This is a genomic window from Neolewinella agarilytica (genome assembly GCF_900110645.1).
Lineage (GTDB): Bacteria > Bacteroidota > Bacteroidia > Chitinophagales > Saprospiraceae > Neolewinella > Neolewinella agarilytica.
The window spans coordinates 1-1,151 of sequence record NZ_FOFB01000073.1; the positions used below are offsets into that span (position 1 = coordinate 1).

Annotated in this window: 1 pseudogene; it reads right to left on the reverse strand. The window is 53.2% G+C overall.

What is annotated here, in order from left to right:
- Positions 1-1,151 (reverse strand): annotated as a pseudogene (locus BM123_RS24335) (hypothetical protein); the annotation flags it as partial.

The window sequence follows — 1,151 nt, forward strand, 5'->3', positions numbered from 1 at the left end:
GTTACCTGACCGGCAGTAGCCAGCGTGTAAGCGATTTGAGTAGTCTCTACTACTGGGTTTGGCGTGTTCTGTGCAAGGCTGTTGCCAAGCTCAGTAGCTACCAGACCACCGAAGTTCAGAGACAGTGCAGCAGCAGAACCGTTAGCCGTTACACCTTCAGATACCGTGATGGCATCGTTCAGGCTTACCAGCTCGCTCAGAAGACCAGCTTCCGTAGCGCGTACTTCCACGCTTACCGTAGCGGGGCTACGGAATGCTACAGCGATCAGGCCTTCAGCAGCGTTGTTAAGGTTCAGACCACCTTCACCTTCGAAGGTTACGTTCACCAACTCCAGACCAGCAGCAAGCTCCAGGGTACCCTGGAAACCAGCCAGCTCAGTGCCGTTGATCGTCATTACGTGAGACTGTCCAGCTTCCAGGCGAGCGTCTTCTACTTCAACAGAAGCAGTAGAGCGGCCAGCGCGGTTAACATCACCGTAAGCGAAGCCTACCATGTCAGCCGTGAAGATGTTCTGGTCGAAGTTGTTGATGTTGATTACACCGGGGAAGGTAGAAGCGTAAGGGTTGCTTACGTCAACGTCAGCAGGAACAAAGCCCCAGGTCTCACCCGTAGCGAAGGTCTCGTCAAGGCCGAGGATCACACGCTGGATCGCTACCATATCGAAGATGCCCAGGCTCTGGTCCTGGTCAACGTCAGCAGCGAGGTAATCGTAAGCAGAGTTGAAATCAGCAGATCCGAGGATTACGTTACCGATCAGTACAACGTCAGCTACCGTTACAGCAGAGAAGTCAACGGCTACGTTGTTCTCAGGCTGAACCGTGTAGTCAGCACCTAATGGCAGGTTTGTGAAGTTGAAGACACCGTTAGCGGCGGTCATCACCATCTGGTCCATGTTGTTGTTACCCGTCAGGGTTACTTCAACACCTTCCAGCATGTCGTTGTCCTGGGTAGCAATGTTACCAGCCAGGTTTCCACCCGTACCTTCACAAAGACCTTCCTGGAAAGCCTGTACTTCAACGATTACGCTACAGTAGTCAGCGCTTCCGTTGTTGTCAATGGCGTAAACCCGTACTGGAACATCGTTACCGAAGTCATCACAGTCAAGGTCAATACCGAGGCGACCAGCAGCAGGAGCGAAACCAGCAACGCC